Origin of the sequence: Teredinibacter waterburyi, assembly GCF_001922985.1 — a bacterium.
GTDB lineage: Bacteria > Pseudomonadota > Gammaproteobacteria > Pseudomonadales > Cellvibrionaceae > Teredinibacter > Teredinibacter waterburyi.
In genome coordinates this window covers 49519-69270 of record NZ_MRUH01000020.1, presented here as the reverse complement: position 1 = coordinate 69270, position 19752 = coordinate 49519, and the positions used below count along the sequence as shown (strand labels likewise).

17 protein-coding genes and 1 pseudogene are annotated in these 19752 nt (G+C 49.9%); 9 read left to right on the top strand and 9 right to left on the bottom strand.

Translation table 11 applies throughout. The features are described from left to right. From IDZ20_RS02885 to IDZ20_RS02875, 3 genes and pseudogenes are all read right to left on the bottom strand, one after another. A pseudogene (locus IDZ20_RS02885) lies at positions 1-218 on the bottom strand (acetyl-CoA carboxylase biotin carboxyl carrier protein); the annotation flags it as partial. A 53-nt stretch (positions 219-271) separates the two neighbouring features. Beyond that, complete coding sequence (gene aroQ / locus IDZ20_RS02880) at positions 272-721, bottom strand: type II 3-dehydroquinate dehydratase (protein ID WP_188149925.1); 450 nt, start codon at positions 719-721, stop codon at positions 272-274. 340 nt (positions 722-1061) lie between these two features. Then, the gene (locus IDZ20_RS02875; RefSeq protein WP_188149924.1) at positions 1062-2936 is read right to left on the bottom strand and encodes a protein-disulfide reductase DsbD family protein; all 1875 of its coding nucleotides are present in this window, start codon (positions 2934-2936) and stop codon (positions 1062-1064) included. A gap of 296 nt (positions 2937-3232) precedes the next feature. Between IDZ20_RS02875 and IDZ20_RS02870 the strand changes: the two genes are divergently transcribed. The 4 genes from IDZ20_RS02870 to IDZ20_RS02855 all read left to right on the top strand — a co-directional run bounded on the left by IDZ20_RS02870 (position 3233) and on the right by IDZ20_RS02855 (position 7855). After that, positions 3233-4081 (top strand): N-acetylglucosaminyltransferase, encoded by an 849-nt coding sequence (locus IDZ20_RS02870; RefSeq protein WP_188149923.1) that lies wholly within the window; start codon positions 3233-3235, stop codon positions 4079-4081. A 110-nt stretch (positions 4082-4191) separates the two neighbouring features. After that, positions 4192-6135, top strand: a complete 1944-nt coding sequence (locus IDZ20_RS02865) for a bifunctional diguanylate cyclase/phosphodiesterase (RefSeq protein ID WP_188149922.1) — start codon at positions 4192-4194, stop codon at positions 6133-6135. A 95-nt stretch (positions 6136-6230) separates the two neighbouring features. Next, positions 6231-6719: a copper chaperone PCu(A)C gene (locus IDZ20_RS02860; protein ID WP_188149921.1), complete on the top strand. Its 489-nt coding sequence runs from the start codon at positions 6231-6233 to the stop codon at positions 6717-6719. Between the two features lie 62 nt (positions 6720-6781). Then, on the top strand, positions 6782-7855 hold the full coding sequence (locus tag IDZ20_RS02855; protein ID WP_245792069.1) for a DUF2333 family protein: 1074 nt from the start codon (positions 6782-6784) through the stop codon (positions 7853-7855). Between the two features lie 103 nt (positions 7856-7958). On the opposite strand, the gene IDZ20_RS02850 is transcribed toward IDZ20_RS02855, so the two are convergent. Continuing rightward, positions 7959-8945, bottom strand: a complete 987-nt coding sequence (locus IDZ20_RS02850) for an adenosine kinase (RefSeq protein WP_188149919.1) — start codon at positions 8943-8945, stop codon at positions 7959-7961. Between the two features lie 319 nt (positions 8946-9264). Between IDZ20_RS02850 and IDZ20_RS02845 the strand changes: the two genes are divergently transcribed. Together IDZ20_RS02845 and IDZ20_RS02840 are read left to right on the top strand one after the other, a co-directional pair. Next, positions 9265-11541, top strand: coding sequence for a DUF1631 domain-containing protein (locus tag IDZ20_RS02845; RefSeq protein WP_188149918.1), 2277 nt, complete (start codon positions 9265-9267; stop codon positions 11539-11541). Next, a complete protein-coding gene (locus tag IDZ20_RS02840) occupies positions 11541-11885 on the top strand; it encodes a hypothetical protein (RefSeq protein ID WP_188149917.1) in 345 nt (114 codons plus the stop codon). Before IDZ20_RS02845 ends, IDZ20_RS02840 begins: the two co-directional genes overlap by 1 nt. Before the next feature lie 78 nt (positions 11886-11963). On the opposite strand, the gene hemL is transcribed toward IDZ20_RS02840, so the two are convergent. From hemL to IDZ20_RS02815, 5 genes are all read right to left on the bottom strand, one after another. Continuing rightward, positions 11964-13244, bottom strand: a complete 1281-nt coding sequence (gene hemL, locus IDZ20_RS02835) for a glutamate-1-semialdehyde 2,1-aminomutase (protein ID WP_188149916.1) — start codon at positions 13242-13244, stop codon at positions 11964-11966. Position 13245: 1 nt separating this feature from the next. Continuing rightward, positions 13246-13926, bottom strand: coding sequence for a thiamine phosphate synthase (gene thiE / locus IDZ20_RS02830; RefSeq protein ID WP_245792068.1), 681 nt, complete (start codon positions 13924-13926; stop codon positions 13246-13248). A gap of 74 nt (positions 13927-14000) precedes the next feature. Further along, positions 14001-14843, bottom strand: coding sequence for a bifunctional hydroxymethylpyrimidine kinase/phosphomethylpyrimidine kinase (gene thiD / locus IDZ20_RS02825; RefSeq protein ID WP_188149915.1), 843 nt, complete (start codon positions 14841-14843; stop codon positions 14001-14003). A 191-nt stretch (positions 14844-15034) separates the two neighbouring features. After that, on the bottom strand, positions 15035-15460 hold the full coding sequence (hemJ, locus tag IDZ20_RS02820) for a protoporphyrinogen oxidase HemJ (protein ID WP_188149914.1): 426 nt from the start codon (positions 15458-15460) through the stop codon (positions 15035-15037). Then, positions 15447-17270, bottom strand: a complete 1824-nt coding sequence (locus IDZ20_RS02815; protein WP_188149913.1) for a chloride channel protein — start codon at positions 17268-17270, stop codon at positions 15447-15449. Before IDZ20_RS02815 ends, hemJ begins: the two co-directional genes overlap by 14 nt. A 182-nt stretch (positions 17271-17452) precedes the next feature. Between IDZ20_RS02815 and argC the strand changes: the two genes are divergently transcribed. The 3 genes from argC to IDZ20_RS02800 are packed head-to-tail and all read left to right on the top strand — an operon-like array spanning position 17453 to position 19717. Further along, on the top strand, positions 17453-18493 hold the full coding sequence (gene argC, locus IDZ20_RS02810) for an N-acetyl-gamma-glutamyl-phosphate reductase (RefSeq protein ID WP_188149912.1): 1041 nt from the start codon (positions 17453-17455) through the stop codon (positions 18491-18493). 33 nt (positions 18494-18526) lie between these two features. Then, complete coding sequence (locus IDZ20_RS02805; protein ID WP_188149911.1) at positions 18527-19267, top strand: DUF6776 family protein; 741 nt, start codon at positions 18527-18529, stop codon at positions 19265-19267. A 3-nt stretch (positions 19268-19270) separates the two neighbouring features. After that, a complete protein-coding gene (locus IDZ20_RS02800) occupies positions 19271-19717 on the top strand; it encodes a bactofilin family protein (protein ID WP_188149910.1) in 447 nt (148 codons plus the stop codon). Positions 19718-19752: the final 35 nt, after the last annotated feature.

The following is a 19752-nucleotide window of genomic DNA, read 5'->3' as shown; positions in this document are numbered from 1 at the left end:
GCGGCGGCGGGGGCTTCGGCTACGGCAGCCACAGGAGCTGGCGCTAATGGCGCTGGAGCCTGCTGGTAGGGTTGCTGGACAAAGGTTTGCATTGGCTGAGGCGCATGGCGTGAGCCACGGCTAATGCGAACAGATTCTTCGCCCTCTTTAATTTCTAGCTCTTCAACGTTGGACTCTTCCAACAGTTCGATCAGTTTCTTAATTTTGCGAATGTCCATTTGGGCCTCTCGATAACAAGCGCTTGTTTATGTAATAAGTTGTTGTTAAGGGTTTACTTAGCTGCGGAATCCAGTAGCCGGAATGCTGCCGCTAGAGCAAGTTCGTAGCTTTGGGAGCCAAAGCCGCAGATAACGCCTTTGGCGATATCTGAAAAATAGGAGTGGTGGCGAAAGGCTTCGCGACCAAATACGTTGGAAAGGTGGCATTCGATAAAGGGGATTTCGGTTGCCGCCAATGCATCTCGTAGCGCTACACTGGTATGGGTAAACGCTGCGGGATTGATAATAATGAAGTTGATACCTTCGTTGCGGGCATCGTGAATACGGTCGATCAGTTCATATTCGGCATTTGATTGCAAAGCTTGTAAATGGTGGCCGGCATCGGCACAAAGCGAGCTGAGCGTTTGATTGATATCGGCTAGCGTGGTGCGACCATAAACCTCAGGCTCGCGGGTACCCAGCATGTTCAAGTTGGGCCCGTGTAACACCAGTATTGTTGCCATGAAGTGTGCCTGTACGTTTTACATGCAAAAAAGTGCGAAAAGTTAGTATTTCGTCTAATTTGCAGACAAATTACTCTAACACGCTGGAAACGTCAGAAATTGTACAGCTTCTTTATTGTTTCCAGTGATCTGGCGCGATTTTGCCTAAATTGAGCAGCGCTGTCTATGACGTGGTGCAATTTTCCTAAATTTCTCCGAAATTACCGCCCAGTTAAGCGAAGATCAACTCAAGATTGCCAAGCCGATCTTGGTTATAAGCGAGACTGTTGATTGGGGGCGGTTTGAATAGTGATACAAAAAAAGGGGAGCTGCAGGGCTCCCCTTTCTGACCTAAAAAGGCTTAGTTTGCTGTGCGGGCTAGGGCCGCTCTAATCAGCGCAGGGCTGAGTATTTGTGGCAGGATTTCCGGCGCGCTGTTCGCTTCAGCAGGGAAAACGAGGTACAAGGGGACGCCAGAGCGCTTGTAGGTTTTTAGAAGTTGGGTGATTTCCGGGTTGTCGTTGGTGTAGTCGCCTTTCATCAGCGTTACCCCAAATTCCTCTGCGGTATTGAAGAAGGCGTCGGAACTAAAGGCTACCCGCTCATTCACTTTGCAGGTGATACACCAGTCGGCGGTAAGGTTTACAAATACGGGCTCGCCCTGATTGCGCAAGTCGGTCAGGGCGCTATCGCTATAGGTCTGCCAAGGTGTGTTTTGGTTGCTCGTCATACTCGAGCCAACAAACTGGTCGATTTTAAGGGTGAGGCTGACGGCGGCAGCGATACTGGCGAGCGCCAACAGCCTAACTAGCCACTTGCCAATCGTTTTGCCGTCTGAGTTTAGTTGTAGCAGCCAAAGTGCAAAGGTGATCAGAAGAGCGCCGAATAAAATAATCGCGGCACCATCACTACTGGTTTGATGAGCTAATACCCACAGTAACCAAATACAGGTGGCGTAAAGCGGAAAGGCTAAAAACTGTTTTAAGGTCTCCATCCAGGCGCCGGGTTTCGGTAGGTAATTCACCATGGTTGGACTGTAGCTCAGCACTAGAAATGGCAGGGCCATACCGAGGCCGAGCATGGCGAAGGTAAGCAGCGCGATACCAATTGGTTGAGTTAAAGCCACGCCGAGGGCGGTGGCCATAAAGGGCGCAGTACAGGGGCTGGCGACCACGGCGGCTAAAACGCCAGTAAAAAACGAGGCGCGCAGGCCAGCACCGGCCGTTAAGGATTGACCCACACCCATAAGCTGCGAGCCGAAATGAAAGGCCCCAGAAAGACTTAAGCCCATGATTAAAAATAGATAAACCAAAACGGCTACAAACAAAGGTTGCTGTAACTGAAAGCCCCAGCCCAACATTGTGCCCGCGCTCTTTGCCGCCAAAATCACCGCTGCAGCCAGTACGAAGGAGATTACAACGCCGGCGGTGTACGCCCAGCCGTGATGATGCTGTTTTTGCTGGCTATGGCTGCCGGAGGCAAAGCTTAGCGCTTTTAGTGAGAGCACCGGAAATACGCAGGGCATCAAGTTTAATATCAAGCCGCCAAGTAGCGCCGCGAATAATATGCCGGGAAGAAAGGGTGTATTTGCCGCGTTCTCATTCGAGCTTATGTCTGTGTTGCTGTCATTGTTGTTGGTCGCCACGGGGGACGGTGTTGCTAGTTGGGAGGCGTCGGAAGCGGTGATCACGCCATTGCTGGCAACTTGGAAGTATTGCTTGCGAGGGGGGTAGCATAGGCCCGCGTCGGCGCAGCCTTGAGAGGTGACTTTCAGCTCGAATGGCGGTTGTATTTGCGGCGCATTGGCGTGCATATAAGTGTTGTAATAGTAAACCTCAAGCTCTTTGTTGAAGTACTCATCGAATTTGCGTTTGCCGGGTTCGAATGTCAGTTCTAGCTTTTCTGAGCTAGTGCCATTATTAGCTTCGAGTTTAAATTGATGCTGGTAGAGGTAATAGCCTGGGGCAAGGCTCCAGGTCAGTTCGACTTTGTTGTCGGTAATTTCGGTCATCACCTGATAGGCGTCTTCGACACGCAAGAACTCATCTTGATTTGAGCTTGCATCAAAACTATCAGTTGAGCCTAGGCTGGTACCGTCGGCAAAACTCAGGGGCGACAACGTGATTGTTAGCGTACAAATTGCCAGAATTACACGGCCCAAAAGCTTCTGGAACGATGTGTTGAAAACATTGCGAGCGGTGCGGCTAAAGGCCGAAAAGGAGTTATTTATAGTCATAATTTTTATGTCGATACCCTATCGCGATGTGGTATGAGTGAGTAACTGTTGGCATAGGCGCGTTAATAAAGACCCTATTCTTGGCAGCTAAGTTCATAAATGGCGTGTGGAGTCTAACTGTCATTGTACTTTTCGTCAGTGTTTCACGGTAATTACGGGGAACATTTGCTGACCAGTGCAAACTTCTGCGGCTATACGCTTACTGGGCTTTCGTGAATAATAAGTGGGAAAGCTTAACTTAAACTTAAATTGGAGGTAAACGCTTGTTACTGGGTTTAACTGAGCAGTGCTCGAGAGTGTCAGAGTTCTTATGGGTGGGGCGTCAGCTATCGGTCAGGCTAACGTCGACCAGTTTAGTGTCGCGAAAGCTGCCGGATGTTGTGTTGCGCAGTTTTTTACTCGTGAGTTTGACGGGCTTGACGGCCTGCGGGGCGGCGCTCTCCGATAAGCCAGTTGCCGCTGGGTCCGTTGCGACTCATGGGGCCGCCTCAGTGCCGACAGTCTCCGAGCCACATAATAAGGATCTCCAAAGCCTTGCACGGCAACCGATCGAGCAGCGTTTGTTGCAGCAGGCGGAGGACGCTTTTCGTCGTGGTAATCTAATCGACCCCGCTCATGATAACGCCTACGACAGGTTTCATTCGGTACTCAAAATGAATCCTGGCAACACCATGGCCCGCTCTGGCTTACAAGCGATATTGATTCGCTATGCCGACTTAATCCGCGATGCATTGGCGCGCAGTCGCTATGATCAAGCCCGGGCGCTGCTAAACACGACCCAGATCTACTATCCTGGCAACACACTGTTGTTAGATTTAAAGCAGCAGTTGGTGAAACAGGAGCGGGCGGCGTTGCGATTTGATGAGCAAGCTTTGGCGCGCACCAATGTCGATGACCTAAAACGTCAAGATTTCCCACTGCCAGCCACCAAGCTTGGCACTGATGACGCTGAGCTCGCAGCCTTTCTGAGCAGTATTGCACAGCGGCTAAAGGTGAGTGGCGAAAGCGTTCTGATCTATGCCCGTAGCGATTCCGAGGGGCGATGGTTGTACCGGAAGATAAATGCCGCGGTGCCCGACTATCGTGTACGTGGGGACATTCGTATCGCAAGGTCACCAAAAATTACAATTTTGCCGCCACTTTGAATTTGAGCAACTAGACTTATTAAACGGGGCGGTCGCTCTGGTGTGTTCTGCTTGCGTTCAGTTGCAGACACTTTGTTATTCGTTCGGAAATAGGGATAGAAAAAAGAACAATGAGCTTGCTGAGAAAACTCGTCTTGGGGGTTACGCTATTTGTGTTGCTGCTGCTCGCCGGAAATTTGATTGTGACCGTTGCTAGCGCGCGTCACTATTTTGCAGAGCAGCTGCAAACCGTGGCGGAGGATGCTGCAGTGTCACTGGCGGTGTCGCTGTCTGACCCTGTCCAAAATGGTGATCTGGCCCATATAAACTCTATGGTTGATGCGATCTTTGATCGAGGTTTTTATCTCAGCGTGGTTTACCACAGCCTAGATGATCGAGTTGACGTGTCTCGTTATCGTGACACGACTGTAGAGGGCGTGCCAGATTGGTTTATTCAGCGAGTTGCAATACAACCGCCTTCCGGTTCGGCCGACGTTGTAAGTGGTTGGTATCGCCTCGGGAAGGTTTACGTCACTGTCCACCCTGGGTTTGCTTACCGAGACCTCTGGGAAGTGTGTAAACAACAAATTTGGCTATTCTGTTTTGCCGCTGTTCTCTTCTATTTGGCAGCCTATATTGGTGTACGTTATTTGCTTCGCCATTTGCGAGCTGTTGAACTGCAGGCCAATGCGATCTGTGAAAAAGACTTTAAGTTGCAGACCGATATCCCCAATACAAACGAGTTGCGCAATTTAGTCAATGCTATGAATCGCATGGCGAGCAAGACCAGCGAGCTGTACCGGCAACAGGTTGCATTGAGCGAAGCTTTACAGCTGGAAGTCTTTGTAGACGCGGTAACTGGCCTGTCTAACCGCAAGGATTTTGATGCACAGTTTGATGCATGGCTAAATTCAGAGAAAAGCGGTAGCCCCGGCGTATTGCTATTAATTCATATTGGCGGCCTTTCGGAAATTAATCAGCAGCAAGGGCGCGCGACGGCCGACGAATTGTTGAAGGCTGTGGGTAAGGTGCTTCTTGCATCCGTGAATCGCTCGGACGAAGCTTTAGTGGCGCGGCGATCCGGCAGTGATTTTTGTATCTTTGCTCCCGGCGTGTTAAGTGACGAAATATCACAAAAAATGGGTGAGTTGAAGCATTCGCTCGAATCAGTAGATGTGCTGCCGGATGGCCAAGTGTTGAAATTTTGGATTGGCGGATCGACCTCTAAAGTTGTTAAGTCAGCGGAAGCTATGTTGTCTGCGGCCGATTCAGCACTGCGCCTAGCAAGACACAGTCCGCTGTCCGATTGGGCGGTGTATCCGGTGTCGGATTCTGCCGATGTCGTTCGGCCGGCCAGCGAATGGAAGGCGTTGTTGTTGCGGGTGATCGAGGAAAAGACCCTAATCCTACAGTATCAGCCGGTGGTTGGCGTGAATCAGAACGTCGAGTCTCACGAGGTGTTTGCCAGCTTGCGAGGTGCCGAAGGTGTTGTATCGGCAGGAGTATTCTGGTCGCTTGCGGAACGATTCGACATGGTCGTCGACCTCGACAAACAGATAATAGTCAAAGTGCTTGGCTTATTAGCGGAGCACGACGATAGGTTCTTTAGTGTGAATATATCGTTGCCGTCATTGCGAACCCCATCATTTTTAGACTGGTTGCAGGCGCAATTGCTTGAAAATCAGCAAATCGCTACGCGTTTAACGTTAGAGATCCCAGAAAAAGCACTTATTACGGATCACGCTCTTGTACTGCAGTTACAGACAGACTTAGCGGCTGTCTCTTGTCGTTTGGCGCTCGATCATTTCGGTATTAACCCTGCGGTGCTGGGCAAGTTGCAGGGAATGCACCTGTCCTACCTTAAAATTGACCGCTGTTTTGTGCACAATCTTGATCGTGATAGAGACAATTGGCTGTATCTGCAAACCCTGCTGCAGATAACGCGCGCTGCGGATGTTAGGATTCTCGCCGATGGCGTAGAAAGCGAAGCCGAGTGGCAGGCGTTGCAAAAATTGCAGTTTGACGGTGGCCAGGGTTACCTGTTTGGGCCTCCTGGGCCTCATTTCGTGGTATAAACTACCTCGTACTTCTCCTTTCTTTTTGGAAATCTTGAATTGCTGTGCCGAGCGCTAGCTATTTAAGTTTGATTCAATTAACACAGAGTAAATTAATGGTAGCTTTAACATTTGGTCGCTTTAGTGCGCCCATGATTTTCGTCGTGCTTGTGACCTTATGTGGCGCGGGATGTAGCCAGGATGAAGGACGCTTGGCAAAAGCCGACGCGGTACCTTTGTCGGGAGTCTCGGTTACTGGCGCGATGATGCCGCAGTTGCCTCCCGGGCAGAAAGTTGGCGCGGTGTATTTCAAAATTATCAATAACTCAGCGCAAACTGTGACGACTGCGGCGATCCAGTCCCCCATTTCCGAGCGTATTGAAATTCATCGAACCTATTACGACGATGGCATGATGCAGATGCGTAAGCTCGCTAATATTACGCTCGCGCCGGGTGAGTCACTTGCTTTTTCACCGGGCGGCCACCATCTAATGTTGTTTGATATAGCGTCGCAACCAGCGGTGGGGGATAGCTTCCCTCTGAGTCTATATTTGTCTGGACAAGAGCCGCTGGAAATAACCGTAAAGGTTACCGCGATTCACTAGTTTTGACGGTTTTTTTGTGCTGAGTTAAAGCGCAATCCACAAGATGTTATTAGGGAATGGTCATGTTTGATTCAATCACGGATTTTTTTACAGGTGTGCAAGGCGCACTGACTAGGCGCTGGCGAGAGTTTCGTTCCGAAGTGGCCGATACACACCCTTGGCTGCGTCTAGGCGTGGGCGTTGTCGCCATCTACCTTGTGGTTGTGGTGATCTTCGGCATGATCTGGAGCTCTGAGCCAGACGTTTATTCGGTGCGAGAGCGGGCACTTGTAGAGGTTGGCAATGATGACCAACGGTTAGTCACCGGCGTGCAGACCACAGTGGCGTTGATTAGTGTTATGGAGACGCTGCTGAATAAGTCGGGCGGCTATCTTTCCAATGATGTGCTGCCGCCGGGGATGTGGCTAGATAACGTTCCCAACTGGGAGTATGGCGTGTTAATTCAAGTGCGCGATCTTTCCAAGGCGATGCGAGAGGCCTTTAGTCGTTCACAATCGCAATCAACGGAAGACAAAGATTTGGCTTTAGCTGAATCTCGTTTCAACTTCGACAATCGCAGTTGGCTGTTGCCTCAAACCGAGGGTGAATATGCCGAAGGGGTGAAGTTTTTACGTAGCTACCTGAAGCGGTTGTCGGATGTAGAGCAAACGAATGCGCAGTTCTACGCCCGCTCCGATAACTTGCGTTACTGGCTCAGCACCGTTGAAACACGCCTTGGTAGTATGTCGCAGCGCTTGAGTGCAAGCGTTGGCCAGCGTCGTTTGAATACGGATTTGGCCGGTGATGCCGAGGCGCAGCAAGCGACTCGAACACCGTCGGAGTTAGAGGTTAAAACCTCGTGGAACAAAATTGATGATGTCTTTTATGAAACTCGAGGTAGCGCTTGGGCGTTAATACATTTCTTGGAAGCTATCGATGCAGATTTTGCGGATGTGCTGGAAAAGAAAAATGCGCGGGTTAGTTTGAAGCAGATTATTCGCGAGTTAGAGGGTTCTCAAGAGGCGGTGTTTAGCCCGGTGATTCTCAATGGTAGTGGCTTCGGTGTGTTAGCCAATCACTCGCTGGTAATGGCCAACTATATTTCTCGTGCTAACGCCGCCATTATCGACTTGCGAGAGTTGTTGTCACAAGGTTAGTCCACTAGCTTTTTAGTCGCTATTTCCGTTCGTAACGAAACGGAAATAGCGACACAGGTTTAGTTCTCTTCTGTTTTATTCTCTTATTGTGCGTGTGCGTAACCTAGCCCAACAGCTTTGCATGTTGTTCTGCTCGCAGTCGTGGGCCGAATTGGGTTACCACTTGCGCGGCGGCACGGGTAGCCAGTTCTGCGCAAGTTTGGAACGAATCGCCACGACTTAAGCCAAATAAAAACGCCCCCGCGAACATATCTCCGGCGCCGTTAGTGTCAATGGCTTTAACTTCGGGGCTAGCTACGTCGAAACTGTTGTTGCCGTCGAATAGGTGCGCACCCTTAGCGCCACGTGTTATGGCGAAACTACGGCAATATTTTTTCAGCTCCGAACAGGCGTCTTCGAAGGAATTGGTTTGGGTAAAGGTAAGTGCTTCCGCTTCGTTACAAAAAATAATATCCACACCATCGCCAACCATTTCAACTAAGCCATCTCTGAAGAAGTTTACAATCGCGGGGTCGGATAAGCTGAGAGCTGTTTTTACGCCGTGACTTTTTGCCTGTTGTCGCAATTCAATGGCCGCGGGTTTGCCAGTGGCGGAAGTTACCAAGTAGCCTTCGATATAAGCATACTGAGAATTTGCCAAGGCTTCAGAATCTATATCCTCAACCGACAGGTACTCGCTGATTCCCAAAAAGGTGTTCATGGTACGTTCGGCATCGGCGGTAATCATAACTAAGCATTTACCTGTGATACCGCTTCGGCTGCCGTTATTGTTGTGGTAGCTAACGCCCGCGTCCGCCAAGTCGCGTAGATAAAAATCGCCGTTGTCATCGGCGGCAACTCGGCAACTGTAAAAGGTTTTTGCACCAAAATAACTGGCCGCAATAATACTGTTGGCCGCGGAACCACCACTGGCGCGTTTCGAGGCCACCAAATTGTCAGCTAGCTGAGCAATCAACTCCGCTTGGCGAGCTTCGTCAACGAGGGTCATAACACCCTTTTCAATTTGTAGGTTAGAGAGTTGCGTTTCGTTAACTTCAATTTCCGTATCGACCAGTGCCGCGCCGATACCGTATATATCATACTGACTCATGCAGTAGCTCCGGTATTTGAAAAAAGGCCATTATACGTATCTAGATGAAGAAGAGTTAGCTTGGCACCTAGGGCATCGTTCTTGCTTCTAAAATTGCCTAGCAGGACAATTGTTGCGTACTCGGTTGAATCTGCCTATAAAAAGAGGAAAATAGCGCTATTCTCACTTTATGTGGCTATAGTTATGACACCTTTGCTATAAAAAATACGGGATGATCTTGCGGCTTTGTCGAAGAGTTTTACAGTCTCGTTTAATAATTCAGCATTTCGCTCTTGTAACGAGCGCTATTACAACACTTAATCAGTGAGTTAGAGGACCTATGTCAAGGTTGATAAAAGACGACAATCCCGAAGTGGATGCCCAAGGTCAAGAGCACGCGCCGTTGTTATTGCCGCTGTCTAACAATGCCGTTATTTCGCATTTGAAAGCGTGCCAGTCGCTGGCAGCGAATCATTCCAAGGATGCATTTAAGCGCTACTTAAAGGTGTTGGATGATGCGATTACGGTGGAAATTAGCCGTGCTTCGTCGAATCAGGAATCTGCCGAACTGGGTGAAGTTCAGCGTCTATTTCGACAAAACCGCGATGAGCTTGAGCGCTATTATTGCGGTTATCTATCCGAAGGTTTTGTACGATTTAAAAAGCGTGAGTTACAAACCAGTATCGGTGGTGAAGGCGACGGTACAGAATTGTCTCTTCTCGGTCACGATGAGCTGGAAGAAACCATTGCTATATCTTCGATTACCCAGCGTGCAGATTCATACTACGCTGAACCTCTATGGGCCTTAAATCAGCGTTTTGCGGTTTTAAATGGCGGCGAGCATGTAACCGAAGCTTCGAACCCAGCATCACCAATTCAATTTTGTGAATCGCTACGCAAGTCGTTAAAGCTAATTCCATTGCCTCCGAAAACTCGTCAACTGGCCTACAAGGTTTACGATCAGCAGTTAGTGGGGTTGTTGCGGGTGGTTACGGAAGAGGTGAACGAATACCTTAAAAATCACGGTGTACTCCCTCATTTGAAATACAGCGCTCCCGCTGGCGCGGTGCCTGCTAGCTACTTCAGTGAAGACGGTGAAGAGCCTGTTTTGGAAGATCTAGGTTCAGCCGAGGGTGCCGAGCAAGCGGAAGGCGGTGAAGACTCCCACGAGGAGTATCAGGCCAATTTGATGACCGCCATTCGCAGTCTGCAAGACCAGCTCGTTTCGGTTGGTACCAATGTGCCCAGTGGTGGCGTGGTGGTGTCGTCAGAAGATTTGATGGGCGCACTACAATCATTGCAGCTACAGGGCGGTGGTGACACTCCTGAGCTTGGTAATAGTCAGGTAATCCCTATTGATATAAGCGCTATCGTCGAGCAGTTACATGCAAAGCTACAGCAGGATGCAAAAGACGGTGAAGTTGATCAAACCGATATGCAAACCATTGATCTGGTCGGCATGCTATTCGACTACATGTTAAGTGATGAAAATTTACCCGATAGCATCAAAGCCTTATTGAGCTATTTACATACGCCATTTTTGAAAATTGCATTTATCGATGTCGGCTTTTTTGAGCAGACTGAACATCCCGCGCGTGTATTGCTAAATAGTTTGTGTGAGGCCGGTTCGCGCTGGGTTGGTAACGACGGTACTGCTCAGTACGACATGTATAGCAAAATTAAAGATGTTGTTGACCGGATACTGAGTGATTTTGAAAGTGATGTCCGCTTCATCACCGGCTTGCTGTTGGAATTCAGCAGCTACACCAAAAACATAATTCGTCGCCAGGAGTTGATGGAAAAGCGTGCCACTGAAAAGGCGCAGGGCGAGGAAAAGCTGCGCGAAGTTAAGTTGCGGGTGAATGAGGAAGTTCGCGGTCGTACCGAGAACAAAGAGCTTCCCTCAGCGGTGTTGTTGTTTTTATTGCAGCCTTGGTCAGACTATTTGAGCTTCGCGTTACTTCGTTACGGCGAAAAGTCCGATCGCTGGATCAAAGCGTTATCGGTCGTCGACGACGTATTATGGGGTGTCGAGCCGAAAAAAACCGAGCAGGAGCGGGCGCGGCAAATGGAGTTATATGACGACCTTATTGTCGCCATTGAGTCGGGCTTTGAGACTATCGGTTACGATCAAATTAAGGGGCGAAAGCTTATCGATGCGCTAAGCTCGCTTATTCGCCTCGCTATGCAGAGTAAAAAAGCTGAGCCTGCGCCAGCACCGATGCGTGACAAATTAGAGCGCATTGCGGCCGAGAAGGCTGGCAGTAAAGATGTACGCGGCGATGGCATTTCTCCAGAAGAAGAGCAAATGGTCGAAAGCTTGAAAATGATTGAGTTTGGCACTTGGTTCGAATTTGAAGGTGGCAAACGCTTGAAGGTCGCATGGTATAACGCTAGAACGTCGCACTACATGCTCGTTGATCAGATGGGTAAACGAGTCGATATGATGTCTGGTTTGGCAATGGCTCGGCAAATGATCGCAGGTAAGGCTAAGATTATCTCAGGAAGCTCAAAACCTTTCTTCGAGCGGGCGCTGGAAAACATTTTCCAAAAGCTGAACGAGAAAGCTGAAGCTATTCAACCTGAGACCGAAGCTGAAACCGAGGACGCCAACTGATGGGTGACAATGATAGTCGTCGACTCCCCAGAGTCGCAGTACAACAAATCGTTGTGGTTTTTGATGCGATGCTCGATCAGGAACTCGGTCGCATCGTTAACTTGAATCAAGAGGGTTTTATGCTGATTGGAGACAGTGTTAAAGAAAACTGTCTCTATCAGTTGAACTTCTTTTTGTCCGAGCCGATCGGCGACGTAAGCACGCTTAGTATTGGTGCAGAATGCCTTTGGGTAAGAGAAACCGTAGGCGACGACCGCAACTGGGCCGGTTTTCATATTCTTGATATTGCCGATGCCGATCTAAAGGTGATTGATGAATTGATCAGCCAAATTGACGATAACTAGGCTGCGAAAGTTCGCAGCCGTGGTTTGTACTTCACATCTGGCTATCGACAAAAGTTGATAGTGTAGAAAAGTTGATAGCTAAAGTTTGCTAAATACTTTTTCTGCAGCACTTAGGGTGAAGTCGATGTCATCTTCAGTGTGGGCTGCAGACATAAATGCCGCTTCGTAGGAAGCCGGTGCCAAATAGACTCCCTGCTCCAACATCCCGTGAAAAAAACGATTGAAGCGCTCATTGTTACAGGCCATAACCTGCTGGTAGTTGGTTATAGTTTTCTCTTCCGTGAAGAATCCGCCCCACATTGTGCCGACGTGATTAGTGGTAAAAGGAATACCGGCGACCTTGGCGATATCTTCCAAGCCTGCAACCAACCGAGACGTTTTCGCGAACAGTGGCTCGTAAAAGCCTGGCTGGGCGATTTTATTCAGGGTTGTTAGGCCGGCGGCCATAGCCACAGGATTCCCCGATAGCGTGCCCGCTTGGTATACAGGGCCAAGTGGCGCAATGTGATTCATCACCTCTTCTTTGCCCGCGAACGCGCCCACAGGCATGCCGCCACCCATTACCTTGCCGAAGGTGGTCAAGTCTGGCTCTATGCCGTAGTAGCCTTGTGCGCCGGTTAATCCTAAGCGGAACCCTGTCATCACTTCGTCCAAGATCAGCTGTGCGCCTGATGCGCTACACACTTCACGCAAAGCCTCCAGAAACCCGGGCACGGGTGGTATGCAGTTCATGTTGCCGGCAACGGGCTCAACAATCACACAGGCAATTTGCTCGCCCTGTTCTGCAAAAAAGCGGCGCACCTGCTCAGTATCGTTATAGGTAAGCGTTACTGTGTGCTCCGCCAAGCAGGCGGGAACTCCGGGTGAACTGGGTACCCCAAGGGTGAGCGCGCCGCTACCGGCTTTAATTAATAGCGAATCGGAATGGCCGTGGTAGCAGCCTTCGAATTTAACGATTTTATCGCGCCCTGTGAAGCCGCGCGCCAACCGGATAGCGCTCATGGTGGCTTCGGTTCCTGAGCTGACAAAACGTATCTTGTCGCAGCCGGGCATAATCTCGCAGATGCGCTCGGCAAGGTCGGTTTCAATTTCGGTGGGTGCGCCAAAGCTCAGGCCTAGCTGCATCTTTTCTTGTACGGCAGATAATACGTCGTCATCGGCATGGCCGAGAATCATCGGCCCCCAAGAGAGTACGTAATCGACATATCGTTTATCGTGAATGTCGTAAAGGTAAGCCCCTTTCGCTCGCGCCACAAATACGGGTTCACCACCAACGGCCTTGAAGGCTCTGACCGGCGAGTTGACGCCGCCTGGAATGGTTTTTTGGGCGCGCTGGAAGGCGCTGCTGAATTCAGACATGTTAATACTCGCAGGGTTGAACGGGGAAAAGTGAACGCAAAGTTTGAACGCGGGATTGTACATCATCGCCGCTAAAAAGGTGGTGGCAAAGCGCGAGGCTATCGGCGCCGGCAGCATAAACCTCTGCGGCGTTGTTGGCATTGATACCACCGATGGCGACGATGGGTAACTGAAACCGAAGCTTTGCCTCTGCCAATATACTCAGTGGAGCATTCTCGGCGTTTGGCTTGGTGTGAGAGCTGAACAGCCGCCCAAAGGCCAGATAACTTGCACCGGCGTTATAAGCTTGCTGAGCGAGGTCGAGCGAGGCATGGCAGGTAGCGCCGATAATGATTTTGTCGCCAAGACGTTCGCGTGCCACGGCTACGGGGGTGTCGCTTTGACCGAGGTGTAAGCCTGGGGCGTCAATGGCTTTTGCCAATTCTAGATCGTCATTAATAAAGAGCAGCGCACGGTGATCACTGCACAGTGTCATCAGCGCCGAAGCTTCTGCAAGTCGCTTGCGCTTATCCTTGGATTTATCGCGATACTGAACCCAGTGCACTCCGGCGGTAAGCGCTTGCTCGACTTTTTCCAAGAGCTGTATTCCTGGCATTAACTTGGAATCGGTTATGGCGTAAAGCGGGGCTACAGGGCTAATGTTCGCAGGCCTTGAGTTTGACGAGGGGCGGATCTGTGACACAGCAAGGCTTCCATAAGTCGATGAACGAGGGGCGGCATTCTAGCAGGTGCTGGGCCTATGCGCTCTGCTACGGCCTAGTGGTTGCGATGTGAAGCGGGCAGGCTTGTCGGTGCTTCGATATTTTGGTCGGCCCAAAAAAATCGGTGCGGGGTACGCTTGCCAAAACCGAGTTCGCGAGACGCCCGCAAGGTTTGCCAGGTGAAATTTTGCGCCTGCTCAATAGCTTGAATGGCGTCACTGCCGTGAGCCAAATAGGCCGCTGCGCTCATCGCCATAGTGCTTGATGCTCCGTGGCAGGTTGGCGCCTCTTGCTCCCACGAGTAGTGCTGAAATAGACCGCGGTCGAAATAACAGCTATTGCGGAATGCTGGGTGGTTCTCGCCGGTACCGGTGATCAGGGTATAGGTGCAACCGTTGCTGTTCAGCGCTCGGGCAGTGGTGGTAATGGTGTCGGTTTCTGCGGCGATGGTGCGGGCTTCGTAGAGTGAAAATATGCCAATTGTCGAGAGTGGAACAATTAACGAGTTAAACGCTTTTGGGTAGTCGATTTGGTCGCCTTGCTCTTCATCCCAAAGGCAGAGTGCTGGATGGGCGACGACGGGGACTTCTTCATAGTCACGTAAAATGGTATGCACGGCCTCAATGTTGGCAACTGAGCCCAAGAAGCCAATTTTTATCGCCGCGATTTGCATGTGCTCGAGCACGGAGCGCGCCTGGGATATTACTACGGGAGCTTCCGTCGCCAAGGTTTCGGTATGACTGGCGAAGCCTTCTAGGGCCGATGCCGTCGCAATTGGCGCGCAGTGGCAGCCGAGACTTGCGGCTGTTTCAATATCCGCAGAAAGACCGCCAGAACCAGACGGGTCCAGAGTTGCAAAGCTAAGAATAATGGGTGGGTTTGCACTGTATGGCATCATGGGTATTTGCCTCTATTGTACGACGTCACCTATGTTTCGCTGCGTGTTGTTGAGAGGGCTGTGCGAACTAGGGAGTTGCTAGCAGTTTAGCATAGCGGGCTTTGGCGTTAAGCTTATTTGGAGGTTTAACTGTTTGGAGGTTTTAGCGAGCTGGCAATTCCGCTGTCTTGCCAGCTCCTTGTCAGAAAGTACTAAAACGGCTGCTTTAGTACCACTAACAAAACGATCGCTATTAGTAAGACCGTGGGTAGTTCGTTAAACCATCTAAAAAAAACGTGGTTACGTGTCACCTTGTCTTTTTTGAATTGTTTTACGTAATAGCCACAGACGTGGTGATAAATCACCAGCACTAGAACCAGGGCAATCTTTATCCAAAACCAGGTGCTTGCGAAGTAGTATTCCCAAGCATAAACCACGGCCCAGGCGCCAAATCCCAAGGTTGCGATTAATGAAGGGACACCGATCCCATAATAAAGGCGACGTTCCATAATTTTAAACTGTTCGCGCAGGGTGTCGTTGTCCGCCATGGCGTGATAAACAAACAGTCGCGGCAAATAAAATAACACCGCAAACCAGCATACGACGGAAATAATATGAAGGGCTTTAACCCACAGCATTTTTGAACTCCTTCGGTTGATAATAGTTTTCGATGGCCGTTAAAGTCACAATTCCCAGCACGTCGCCGGATAGCGGTGAAAAGGGTTTGGAGATAAAGAGACCTTCGGTATTTTTGGCCTTTATGGCTTTTAATGCTTCAAGCAGGCTTGCTGACTCGTGAATTGGTGCAAGGTTGATGCGGCGGCCCGCGATCTCGCTGAGGTCTATCTCTTGCGCAGTCGTTACTTCGTCGCTGGTATCTTTATTTTCACTTGCGGCTAATTCTTGCTCAAAGGCAATTTTCTTTTCGGCTTCTACCGCTTTCGCTAGATCGGCTGCGAGAATCGCGTGTTTACTACCGTCCTCTTCGTATACCACCCAAACAGGGCCCTTCTCAAGTAACCTTTGGGCTTCGCTCAGGCTGACTTTTATCGTGCCGTTGGCAAAGCGTGTATTCATAATACTCCGCACCCCTGCACGGCGCAGTGCTTGGTTGGCTGGGCCGAAATCCAAGGTGCGGCCGGTGTATTTTAATTGTTCAATAAAAATACTATTCAGTTTGAAAAACTGACGAGTGCTCACGCAAGCGACGACGATTACTAGCATCGCGGGGAAAATCATATTGGGGTTATAACTGAGTTCTAACACTGCGACTAACGCCGCCAGTGGAGCATTTAGTGCTGCGGCCATCATACCGGTCATGCCGAGAATAACGTAAATTCCGATGCTGGTATCGAGTTGAGGAAATAGTGTGCTAATTAAAATTTCCATTGCTCCACCAACGCAGGCGCCAATGACCAGAAGTGGGCCAATAACGCCGCCGGGAATACCGAGAGCGATAACCACGGGGGTGACACATAATTTCGCTATTGCAATGATTACTAACGCGCCGAGTAGCAGTTCGCCCGTCATAGCTTGATTCACTGTATCGTAACCTAGCCCCATTATTTCGGGCACTTGAGAGGCGACCAAAGCCGTAAGCGCGCCAGCGGCCAACAGACGCGGCAATATCGGATAGGTTTGAAAGCGTAGTACGATAATATTCAACTTGATATAAGTTGCGGCGCAGATGGCGATAACCAAGCCAACAGCCACCATATAGGGAAGCTCTAGCAGGCTGTTGATGTCGCTACTGCCGGTGAGAATTAGCCCGCTTTGGCCAAATGCGGCTTGGCTGATCATGGTGCCCATTACCGATGCCATAATGACCGGAACAAAGCCGATAATGGTGTATTCCATCATAATCACTTCCATGGCGAAAATAACTCCCGCCATGGGGGTGTCAAACGATGCAGCGATGGCAGCCGCTACACCGCAAGCGATTAGGGTGTGCATGCTGTTGTTGGGTAGTTTTAACCAGCGGCCGAACATGCTGGCGATGCCGGCGCCCAAGTGGACGGCCGGCCCCTCGCGGCCAACTGACTGGCCGCTTATTAGAGCCACCGCCGCGCCGCTAAATTGCAACATCCAATTTGCCGCTGGCAGTTTGCCTTGATAATTGTGGAGACGATCCAAAACGTGGCTGACACTAAGGTCACGAAACTTCTTGTCAGAAAAGTGAATGAGAATCGCGAGTGCGAAAACGCCGCCAAAGATCAGTAGGGTACGATCATTTACGGAGAGCAATTCAAACGAGTCCGATTTGCCATCCAAAAAAAAGGCTAATGGGCTATCTACAACAAAACGAAATAGAACAATAAAACAGCCAGTGATAGTGCCAATAAAAAAGCCGAGCAGGGTCAGCTGAGGGAGGGCGTCAATATACGCAAGCGAATGGCGAAAGCGAGTGAGGTGTTCGTTGAATTTGGCGCGATAAGGTTTAATTTTCATGCTCAGCGAACGGGTTCCTTTCTGTTTGGCGTAAAGAACTTTATCATACGCGGTTCGTGTTGGGGCCTCGCCTAGGTTAAGTTAGCTTAACTTTTGCTGTGAATCATCAGGTCTTTGAATTGTTATCTTGTGCAGTGTTGCCCTGTGAGTTCACCTCGGCAGCAATAGAGAGGGGAAGTTTAGTGATTAAAGTCGGCATTGTCGGTGGTACGGGCTATACCGGAGTGGAACTGTTGCGTCTTTTGGCTCAGCATCCAGAGGTAAGCGTAGACGTTATTACTTCTCGAGGAGAGGCGGGCAAACCCGTCTCGGACCTATTCCCGAACTTGCGCGGCCACTATAGCCTTTGTTTCAGCGAGCCGGATTTGGATCAGTTGTTGGCGTGCGATGTCGTGTTTTTCGCAACGCCACATGGCGTTGCGCAATCGATGATGCAGAGCCTTATTAGCGGCGGCGCTCGAGTCATTGATCTCTCTGCCGATTTCCGGATTAAAGATATCCCCACCTGGGAGAAATGGTACGGCCAAGCTCATGGCTGTCCAGACTTGGTGGCGGAGGCCGTTTACGGTTTGCCTGAGGTTAATCGAGCCGCGATTAAAACCGCGAGGTTAATTGCTTGCCCTGGGTGTTATCCTACCTCCGTTCAGCTCGGCTTCCTCCCGCTACTTGAAAATGATCTAGTCGATCCGGAACATCTGATCGCCAACTCCGCGTCTGGTAGCAGCGGCGCGGGGCGCCAAGGCAAAATTGACTTCTTATTGTCCGAAGTGTCCGATAGTTTTAAAGCTTACGGTGTTGCTGGGCATCGTCACCTACCCGAAATTGAACAGGGTTTGCGGGCTTTCCAGCCTTCTGGGACTAGCCCAGCGTCGGTGACGTTTGTGCCTCATTTACTGCCTATGGTTCGCGGCATTCACTCCACCCTTTATGCGCGGCTTAAAACATCTGGCACCGATTTGCAGTCACTTTATGAGCAACGATACGCCAGCGAACCTTTTGTGGATGTAATGCCTCAGGGTAGTTGCCCTCAAACACGCTCGGTCAAAAGTTCTAATATGTGCAGATTGTCCATAATCGAACCCCAGGAAAAGGGTACCGTGGTGGTTATGGCTGTGATTGATAATTTGACTAAAGGTGCATCCGGTCAAGGTATTCAAAATATGAATATTATGTTTGGATTTAGTGAAACGCTTGGCTTAGAGGCGCCAGCGCTATTGCCGTAGCAGGCCACAATAAAAATAACAAAAGGAGAGATGATGCCGGTTGTAAAAGGTACTAAGCTGCGCCCGCTTAAAGTGGTCGAGAATCGACCTTGGCAGCGTATGTTATTCATTCTTGTACTGTTGCTGACTGCCGCAGCTGGCGTTCGTGGAGCTTATTTTAAGGGGCTGCTAGATGGCAAGGCTGGGCAGGCGCAAACATCTGCGGATCTCGCGCGGCTTGAGCAGGAATTGGCAACTAGTCGCGTTAGCGTTGAGGAGTTGCAGCAGCAATTGGCAAATATCAATCTAGGTGCAGAGGTCGATCGGCAATCTGCGGAGAGTGTGCGTCAGGAAGTTATCCAGTTGAAAGACCAGCTATCTCAGCTGGAAGAGGAAAACAGTTTTTATCGCAATTTAATGGCGCCTACGGATAACAAGCGTGGTTTGAATTTTGGCGCGGTTGAGATCGTGGAAACCGATAAAACTCGTGCGTTCGGTTACAAGGTCGTATTGCAGCAGTTAGCAACTAATCACGAGCTTTTGACCGGTACATTGACGTTTAATATCATCGGCCGATTAAACGGCTTTGACGCTACGTTTTCGTTGAATCAGTTGTCTGACTCTGTTTCGGAAAAGGCTATTCGGTTGCGATTTAAGTATTTTCAAACTGTGCAGGGGGTACTCTCTCTGCCTGAAGGTTTTGAGCCAGAACGGATCGAACTGGTAGCAAAATCAACTGGCAAAACGCCGGTAACTGTAGAAAAACGATTCGGCTGGCTGGTTGAGGAGACCTAGGCAATGTTTAAGAAAAAAGAAAACCCATTTGCAAACGGTGGGCATACGATTTTTGATCACCCTTTAGCAATCGAAGGGAATGTTCGTTTCGCCGGTACCCTTGATATTGAAGGCACGGTGCACGGCAATGTTTCTGCAGAAAAGGGTGCGGATGCACTCGTTCGAGTTCGTACCAAAGGTGTTGTTAACGGTGAAATTCACGCGCCAAAAATTATTATTAATGGCAGTGTGAATGGCGATGTCTATTGCAGTAAGCATTTGGAGTTAGCGGCTAAAGCGGTCGTTAATGGCAATGTTCACTATCGCGTAATAGAGATGGTTAAAGGCGCCGAGGTTAATGGAAATTTGGTGCATATGACCGAAAAAGCTGAGGCCGAGTCTGCATCACGGTCAACGCCAGCCAAGCCGGAGCCCGTTAAGGCATCATCGCAGCCTGTGAATGCAGGCTAGCGTCATAATACTTGACCAAATTGCTTGGTTAATTG

Coding starts and splice junctions, on each gene's coding strand:
- IDZ20_RS02875 (WP_188149924.1), bottom strand. CDS start 2,936: ATGACTATAAATAACTCCTTTTCGGCCTTTAGCCGCACCGCTCGCAAT.
- IDZ20_RS02805 (WP_188149911.1), top strand. CDS start 18,527: ATGCCGGTTGTAAAAGGTACTAAGCTGCGCCCGCTTAAAGTGGTCGAG.
- hemJ (WP_188149914.1), bottom strand. CDS start 15,460: ATGCTGTGGGTTAAAGCCCTTCATATTATTTCCGTCGTATGCTGGTTT.
- IDZ20_RS02860 (WP_188149921.1), top strand. CDS start 6,231: ATGGTAGCTTTAACATTTGGTCGCTTTAGTGCGCCCATGATTTTCGTC.
- IDZ20_RS02815 (WP_188149913.1), bottom strand. CDS start 17,270: ATGAAAATTAAACCTTATCGCGCCAAATTCAACGAACACCTCACTCGC.
- hemL (WP_188149916.1), bottom strand. CDS start 13,244: ATGTCTGAATTCAGCAGCGCCTTCCAGCGCGCCCAAAAAACCATTCCA.
- IDZ20_RS02845 (WP_188149918.1), top strand. CDS start 9,265: ATGTCAAGGTTGATAAAAGACGACAATCCCGAAGTGGATGCCCAAGGT.
- aroQ (WP_188149925.1), bottom strand. CDS start 721: ATGGCAACAATACTGGTGTTACACGGGCCCAACTTGAACATGCTGGGT.
- IDZ20_RS02850 (WP_188149919.1), bottom strand. CDS start 8,945: ATGAGTCAGTATGATATATACGGTATCGGCGCGGCACTGGTCGATACG.
- IDZ20_RS02855 (WP_245792069.1), top strand. CDS start 6,782: ATGTTTGATTCAATCACGGATTTTTTTACAGGTGTGCAAGGCGCACTG.
- IDZ20_RS02800 (WP_188149910.1), top strand. CDS start 19,271: ATGTTTAAGAAAAAAGAAAACCCATTTGCAAACGGTGGGCATACGATT.
- IDZ20_RS02840 (WP_188149917.1), top strand. CDS start 11,541: ATGGGTGACAATGATAGTCGTCGACTCCCCAGAGTCGCAGTACAACAA.
- IDZ20_RS02865 (WP_188149922.1), top strand. CDS start 4,192: ATGAGCTTGCTGAGAAAACTCGTCTTGGGGGTTACGCTATTTGTGTTG.
- thiD (WP_188149915.1), bottom strand. CDS start 14,843: ATGATGCCATACAGTGCAAACCCACCCATTATTCTTAGCTTTGCAACT.